The following is a 7,876-nucleotide window of genomic DNA, read 5'->3' as shown; positions in this document are numbered from 1 at the left end:
GGCAAGCCGAAAAGCCGCCCAAAAGAAAAATCCGGCCCGCCACTGCGCCCCCGTTTGTGGTCTCCACCACACAGCGAGATGAAAGTAGCTAACAGATAAACTTGTATTTTTAGTTTTGCAAAAGGCTTGCGCCCACAGCCAGCGCGTGTGTGCAGCACATGCCGCGGAAATCGTGGGCGCAGGCAGTCTGGGCCGCAAACGGATTTTTGCCAACCGGCAGGACTTTTTACTTTTAGTTCTCACGCTGGCGAGGAGCGCAAGCATGAACGGAGCGGCAGACAGTGCTCAGGCCAAGAATGGTGGTTTGAGAGTGCAAGCGAGGGGGAGTAGGAAAGCCGCAGAGTCCGAGGGGAGATTCTGCGGAGAATAAGAATTCTATTGCATAACCCGTAAAACAGGTAGTATTGTATTCATTTGCATAAAATGAACTGCAACCATTTCGGAAACTGCTTGTATTGAAACTATTTCTTTTCACCGCAGGAGTCTCCCGCCTCGGGGACTCTGTCGGAAGCAGGAGATAAGTGAAAGAAAAAGTAAGGCAGGGCAAGTGAAGGAGAGAATGTAGTATAAAGGAAGTAAGCGCAGAGTCCCCGAAACGGGATCTCAGCGAGGAATAATCTTTGACCTGGGCCTGGTAGCAGGCATGTGGTTGCATCTGGCCTTTTCAATCATCCGTTTTCAAAGGCCTTTGCCAAAAGCAGAAGGTTGCAAATGAGTTGGATTTGTTGAATGACTGGAACTTATAGGCCAAACCCCAATAAGCCTATCCGGGCATTTGCTCGCCCAACCGGTGCAAAAGGCCTAACAACTTTTGCCGTTGTGCCTCATTGCACAAAAGAAACAACTGATGCAGGTGGTGGAGCATGGCACGGTCAATTTTATTTTGAATGGCGTTGATGGCAGCCTGCTTTTCAAGCAGCACTGACTCCGTCACGCTGGCCGATGAAATCTCATTAAAGAATTCCTGTTTGGCCAACTTCAATTCGTTCAGCATCGGGCCCATCACATTTTTGTTCGAATCCAGAAGGTATTTATACCGACTTATTTGGTCACTGTCCAGCTTCAATTCATAAATTAAAAATTCCGGCTCCATTGGTGAGCCTTGCCTATTGCGAACAAAGCCCAGTACAATAAAAATTACCAACAGCAGGTTGAGAAAAATGAGCCCGGTAATAACGGTGCGATTTGAAACAGTGGCCATACGTGTTAAAAGTTTATTTGGTTTACCGACAAATAATTAGAAAGGTTGTAGTAAGGTTCACTTACAAAATTCTGCCTGTAAGAGAGGTACCAAACGGTAACATTTACGGTAACAAGTGCAATGCCCGCTGCCATGCGCATCCAGTTTAACTCAACAGCCGTTTGCCTCTGAACTTTTAACTGCGGACGGATATGCGTAAGAAAGTACGTATCGGGCAATTGCCCCATGGGCATTCTTCGGGCCACTTCAATAAGTTCATGTATACTTTCAATCTTTTTCATAAATGAAGATATTTATTTTTGCTTAAATCATCTAAATCATCTGTATGTCTGTATAAATTTTTCCAGATTTCTTCTGGCTCTGAACAAAAGCGACACCACTGATGAAACAGTGGTATCCATGGCCTTGGCCACTTCTTCATAGCTTAACTCCGAAAGATAAAACAGCGAAAAAGCAACCTTTTGCTTTTCAGGCAGACGATTGATCAAGGTGTTGGCCTGCTCTCTTTTCTCTTGCTCCTCCATCCCCACCTGGGGCGTATGATAATCAGGTGGCACGCGTTCCATTTCGTTGTATTCTTTCGCCCAGAAAAAACGGCTGCTTTTACTATTTTTCTTGCGGGCACGCTCCAGGGCTTTGTTTACCGCCACCCGGTAAAGCCATGTGTACGCCTTCGACTTTCCATCAAAGTGGGCACTACCTTCCCAGATGGCAATAAACACATCTTGCACCGCTTCCTCTGCCTCTTCCCTGTTGCGCACCACATCCATGGCTACCTTAAAGATGCGGTTGCCAAAGCGGTGATAGAGTTTCTCCAGCACAACTTCGTGTTTGCGCTCGCAGGCCAACCGCAACAACCCCTCGTCTGAAATGTCCCCCGGTGGAATCACATTCATTTGCAAAGAATCAAAATACGCATTTTTTGGACGAGTGTGGATTAGTTGTTTTTGGAACTGGTTTTCCTGCGCCTTGCGCTATTTATTTTTATTTTAAGTCGCTCTTGGTAAGGGGAAGAAATTGTTGTGAAAAAATAATTCAGGGGTGCCGCAAGTATTCTTGCGTGGGTACCGACTAATGCACAAAACTTAGTTCGTGAAATCAAAATTGATTGTATTCCTTCTGCTTGCCAGTCCCCTTGTAGGCATGGCACATCAGCCTGCCTTTCAAATGGTCTCCCTAAAAAAAACAGGCACCGCGTGGCAGCTTGTTTACAGCGAAACCATGGCCCAATTGGAAGCAGCCCGTTTTGAACCTAACGATTTTATACCCTACCTCAGCATATTGGCAGATGGCAAACCACTAGCCTTGTCGGTCAACAGTCAAGGGTTTTATCAGGACGGTATACAATTACACCTTGCCTCGCTCAACAATGTTAAATCTATCACCATCAGGTTCGACCCGCGGGCAGGCAATGGGCAATCAACACGGATTTTTCGATTGGAAGGGACAAACAGACAAATGGCCGGAGCGAACAGAGATGATGTGTATGCTTCGTTTCTAAAGAAAAACGATCAAACTATACGGCTCGTGTTTCGCCAAGGCCATTGGCAAATCGAAAATGAGAAAACCGATGCCGCCAGTACCCATTGGCTTACAGTCCTTTATGCCTTCGTTTCAATAGTCTCTCTGGCAGTTTTTCTGAAAGTGGCCTGGAAGCACAGAGCTTTACCGCACAAAGCCATTGGGAACAATCCACCAGGTATTTTATCGTCATCAATTAATTACTAAACTATTACGTATTAATCATTTTACCATGAAACTTTCCATTTGCATTTTTACCGGTATTGCTTCGCTTTTGCTCGCTGCATGCAGCTCAGACGAAACCAAAACAAATAAGATAACCATCAACGGCCTGGTGAACGAAGTGAAGATCACCGAAAAAGATGGTTTCAGGATCATCGAATCGAACGGAATACCCGACCACGAAGTGGGTGTATTCCCCAATGCGTATAACCCAATCACAATCATAGAGGTTGACCACACGTATAAGATGCTGTTAAACCCCGTGGCGCTCGCCACACCTGTCACAACCCTCTTTTATGAATTTGGGGTGGCCATTAACGGGGTGCCAATGGATCCCAACGGGCCATACTATATTCATGGTGATGAACGTAGGGCTATCCAGTTTCCGTTTGAAGGTTTAGCCAGCGGCTGGCAATACGAGGGGCTTTCTAAAAATGTGAAGTTGGGGATGGACCAAAACAATGCACACGTGCAGCCCCCTGGCGTGTATCACTACCACGGGGTGCTAACGCTGCTGGTTAAAAAACGTACAGAGGAAACCAAAGCTGGAGAAATGGTATTGCTGGGCTATGCAGCCGATGGCTTTCCGATCTACAGCAACTTCGGCCATACCGATGCCAACAATGTTTCTTCTGCACTGGTGGAACTGAAAAGCAGTTACAAACTAAAGAGTGGTGTTCGCCCTACCAACGCAAGCGATAAACCCACAGGCCCATCAGGGGATTATGACGGCACCTTTGTGCAGGATTATGTGTATGAAAAGGGAGTTGGCGATTTGGACGAGTGTAACGGTAGGTTTGGCAAAACCAAAGAGTACCCTAATGGCACCTACTATTATGTAATTACCAGTGGCTGGCCCTATATCCCTCGGTTTTTCAGGGGCACACCAAACGAAAGTTTTAAAATAGGCTGAAAAAAAAATGCAAAGAGCTTTTGGCAACATCCACTCATTTTCATTTGTCCCAATCCCCATTTTGATTTCTTCACCAACGGGCGGAATGAAAGTAGCTAACAGATAAACTTGTATTTTTAGTTTTGCAAAAGGCTGGCGCCCACAGCCAGCGCGTGTGTGCAGCACGTGCCGCGGAAATCGTGGGCGCAGGCAGCCTGGGCCGCAAACGGATTTTTGCCAACCGGCAGGATTGTTTTATTTTGAGTTCTCACGCTGGCGAGACGCGCACGCATGAACGGGGCGGCAGGGAGTGCTCAGGCCAAGAATGGTGGTTTGAGAGGGCAAGCGAGGGGGAGTAGGGAAGCCGCAGAGTCCTAGGCGAGATTCTGCAGAAAATAAATAGTGTTTTCGAACCTTAAATTTCGCTAAATCGTTTGTTAAAGGAAAAAGTAAATATTTTATTTACATAGATTCTTGGATATTCCATTGTTAAGCTAATGATCAGATGAGGATGAAGATAAAAGTAAGGCTACCGTTAGTTGGTGCCATCATTGTTTTTTTGGTTGCGCTGGTAACTATCCGTTTGCACATCATTCGTTTTGATGCTCACCACGTATGGCCTGATGCTATAGTGGAAAAAGGGAGTAGCGCTGGAACGGAAGATGACCCCCAGGCACGTGAACGTTATGATCAAATGCGTTTTTGTAATCCCCGTACTGGCGAGATTCCTGAAAACATGCGCCAACGGGAGTTGCGATTTGTCTCTGAGATGATTGAGGCACAAAAAGTCTATACCAATGCACGTCAAAAATCCACCCTGGATTTACCTTTAGTCTGGCAACACCGAGGCCCTTTTACAGTTGGTCCGCGCACCCGTGCCATCGCTATCGACAAGGCGAATGAATGCCACATTTTTACTGGCGCAGTCTCTGGCGGATTATGGGAATCGTGGGATTGTGGCCGCTCCTGGAGCCGAATTTCATCAGCTGACCGAATGATCAACATATCGGCTATCACTCAAGATCCTCGCCCGGGCAAGGGGAGCACCTGGTACGTTGGAACACAGGAGTCCTCGGGCTCTTCGCGGTTCAACTCCGAAGGATTATTTAAGTCTACCGATAACGGAGCCACCTGGGTATCGTTACCCGGTACTTCGGCAACACCCATTCAAACGTCTGCCAGTTTTTCTAGAGTGATTGCATTGGCCGTACATCCAACGATAACCAATGCGGATGTGGTGCTCGCTGCAACATCAGCAGGCATCATGCGAAGTGCCGATGGCGGCCAAACGTGGGCACGAACATTGGGTACTACGAGCTTACGGCTTCATCACAATCTGGCGGTCACGTCTCAAGGTATCATGTATGCGACTGCCGCAGGAACGGAGGGCGGGATATTTCGTTCGGCTGATGGCGTAACGTGGTCCAATATTTCTCCTTCGTTCCAAAAAACCGCACCTCCAAAAGCCAGTATCGCCATCGCACCATCGGACGAAAGCCAAGTGTATTTTTTCATCGCACGGGGAAATGAGCACGACCTGTTTCATTACCAGCACAACAGTTCAGGAGGCGTGTGGACTGACCGAAGTTCCGTAATCACTCAAATCCGGGAACCCAGCCTCACACGTGTTAACACGCAATCGGGTTACAGCATGTTTGTAAGTGTCCATCCTGCCAATCCCTCACTGGTGTTTCTCGGAGGCATTTACCTCTATCGTAGCACCGATGGATTCAGCTCGCTGGCAAATGTGAGTATGAATACGGAACCTCATGTGGATCATCATGGGTTGGTTTTTTTTTCCTCTGATCCCAATCTTGCCCTCAATATCAACGATGGTGGCGTTTACTTGGCGGATATAGCGGCATGGCCGAAGAACTGGAGACCAATCAACAATAATTACGCAGCCACCCAATTCTATTCCGTTGCCATCCGCACAGAAGGCGCCAGCCAGGCGGTGGCGGGAGGAACACAGGATAATGGCACACATATGCAACCGGCTCCCGGGTTGCCCTGGAGCAACGTTATGGGATCTGATGGCGGATATGCAGCATTCAACGATTCCTTGTTGTACACGAGCATTCAAAATGCCGCGATTGCGGTAAATACCTGGAAAGGTGACAAGCTGGAACAGAAATTTGTGTTCAATGGATCTGCCCTCGGTGGCGTTCGCTTCATTCACCCGTTCTTTCTTGATCCTTCCGATAAAAACGTTATGTTCACTACGGTTGGAAAACAGGTTTGGCGAAACAACAAACTTGACCAACTTTTGTTAAATCCTCCTTTATCTTCATGGGAGAGTCTTTCACTAGGAAGTGTGGACTATGATGCACTTTTGGCTATTGGTGTAAGTTCACAAAGACCTACTCATCGCGTATACATGGCGGCAAGAAAATCTTCGGATCTGCTTTTTTATCGTTACGAAAAAGCACACGTTAGCGACTATGACGGTCCTCATTTTTGCGGTAAAATTCCGGCTCAAGCGTTTACTTTCGTAAATCAGATTAAAGTAGATCCTGATAATGGTAATGAGTTATTTGCCGTTATTTCCAACTACGAGGAATACAGCCTCTATCGAAGTGTTGATGCTGGAATCAATTGGCAGAAAGTTGCTGGCAATCTGGAAGAAAACTCCGATGGCACCGGAAATGGCCCTGCTCTGGTTTGGCTGGAAATTGCGCAAGTGGGAGACCGAAAAATTTATTTCGTAGGCACTTCTACCGGGCTATTTGCTACTGAGCAGATAGATGGAGAAAATACGCATTGGGAAAAAATTGCACTCGATCAAATTGGCAATAGTGCGGTCGACATGATAGCCTCACGCAACAATACCTTCCTCGTTGCCGTGGCCACGCACGGCAGTGGGATTTTTACCGCCACCTGGAATGAATGGCTCTCACAGGTGTCGGCTCAAAAGGAACTTCATTTTGGCTTTGTTGATGTTGGAAGCAGTTCTACAAAAGAGGTGCGTATTTCAAATAATTTCAATCAGGCTCTCCTGCTAGACAGCGTACAGTACCCTGTTGGTGTACAGGGGCCAAGCGGCAGCCGTTCAATTATGGCCAACAGTACGTTTAATCTTGCTGTCAGCTTTAACCCAGTTACAGCGGAAAGTTATGCAGGAGAAATTCGCTTATTTTTTAATGGAGCGACCAGCCCATTGACGGTGTACGTAACCGGGTCCGGTTCCTCACGTGAACTAAAAGTGCAAGACACGCTTTCTTTCAATACTGTCGGGGTGAATGAAACAAGGGTACTTGTTTTACCCCTAACAAATAATGGGACTGGTCCACTTACCATCTCAAAGGTGGAGTATCCGGAAGGCTTTACCGGTGCGGCATCGGCAAGTATACTTCCTAAAAGCGCGTATCTATTGCCTATATCGTTTCAGCCTGTCGAAGCAAAGGAATACAAAGGAAGCCTCGTCATTACATCAAATGGAAGTAGTGCTCCGATACAGGTTGATCTCTCCGGAAGGGGAGGTGTTATCACGGGTTTGAAAGAAGCTTTAACTAACCAGATTATTGCCTATCCCAACCCGGTTAACGATGAACTTTTTCTTTATACCGAGCTGCCCGATTTACAATTTTACCTGATCAATTCAAATGGCCAGCTTATCCATTCGGGCAATCTTCCTCAGCGAAGTAATCGTAGTGTATCTGTTAAGAACCTTGTGTCGGGTATGTACTATGTTCAGTTTAGATCTAACCGTCAATTGGTTCATGTTAGTAAGGTGAATGTTATGCATTAATGCAAGGCTGAATCTTTGGTGTGGCTAACTGCGGGTGTTATTTGCCTCTCATATTACCCCTGAAATGTCATTAGCAAGCAAAAATCAATAGGGTAGTAAAGGAATTGACATTCATCAAAGTCCTGTCAATCATTCCCTTAGTTTTCCGAAGTGTCTCGTCCTAAAATAGGTTTACACGAATTAACGTGTAAACATGATGAGAAAATCGACAAAAACTATTCAAGAACAGGAATCAATCATTGCTGAATATTTAACAGGAGAATTAAGCTTTCGTAAATTAGGGGCAAAACAC

Annotated in this window: 6 protein-coding genes; 3 read left to right on the top strand and 3 right to left on the bottom strand. The window is 46.4% G+C overall.

What is annotated here, in order from left to right; genetic code table 11:
• Positions 1–763 precede the first annotated feature (763 nt).
• From O9316_RS12250 to O9316_RS12240, 3 genes are read right to left on the bottom strand one after another with little or no spacing between them, the layout of a single operon-like run.
• Positions 764–1,201 carry a hypothetical protein gene (locus O9316_RS12250; RefSeq protein WP_298347270.1) on the bottom strand — a complete coding sequence of 146 codons (438 nt, stop codon included), beginning with the start codon at positions 1,199–1,201 and terminating at the stop codon, positions 764–766.
• Positions 1,202–1,206: 5 nt separating this feature from the next.
• Complete coding sequence (locus O9316_RS12245; RefSeq protein ID WP_298347268.1) at positions 1,207–1,482, bottom strand: hypothetical protein; 276 nt, start codon at positions 1,480–1,482, stop codon at positions 1,207–1,209.
• A 36-nt stretch (positions 1,483–1,518) separates the two neighbouring features.
• A complete protein-coding gene (locus tag O9316_RS12240) occupies positions 1,519–2,097 on the bottom strand; it encodes a sigma-70 family RNA polymerase sigma factor (protein WP_298347266.1) in 579 nt (192 codons plus the stop codon).
• A 196-nt stretch (positions 2,098–2,293) separates the two neighbouring features.
• On the opposite strand from O9316_RS12240, the gene O9316_RS12235 reads away from it, so the two are divergent.
• From O9316_RS12235 to O9316_RS12225, 3 genes are all read left to right on the top strand, one after another.
• Positions 2,294–2,929, top strand: coding sequence for a hypothetical protein (locus tag O9316_RS12235; protein ID WP_298347264.1), 636 nt, complete (start codon positions 2,294–2,296; stop codon positions 2,927–2,929).
• A gap of 25 nt (positions 2,930–2,954) precedes the next feature.
• Positions 2,955–3,857, top strand: a complete 903-nt coding sequence (locus O9316_RS12230) for a YHYH protein (RefSeq protein ID WP_298347262.1) — start codon at positions 2,955–2,957, stop codon at positions 3,855–3,857.
• 490 nt (positions 3,858–4,347) lie between these two features.
• Entirely contained in the window at positions 4,348–7,584 is a 3,237-nt protein-coding gene (locus O9316_RS12225) for a T9SS type A sorting domain-containing protein (protein WP_298347260.1), read from the top strand.
• The last annotated feature ends 292 nt before the right edge of the window (positions 7,585–7,876 follow it).

Origin of the sequence: Flavobacterium sp. (assembly GCF_027533505.1) — a bacterium.
Lineage (GTDB): Bacteria > Bacteroidota > Bacteroidia > Flavobacteriales > Flavobacteriaceae > Flavobacterium.
Note: the sequence above shows the minus strand (reverse complement) of the source record. Positions and strands in the feature narration are given on the sequence as shown.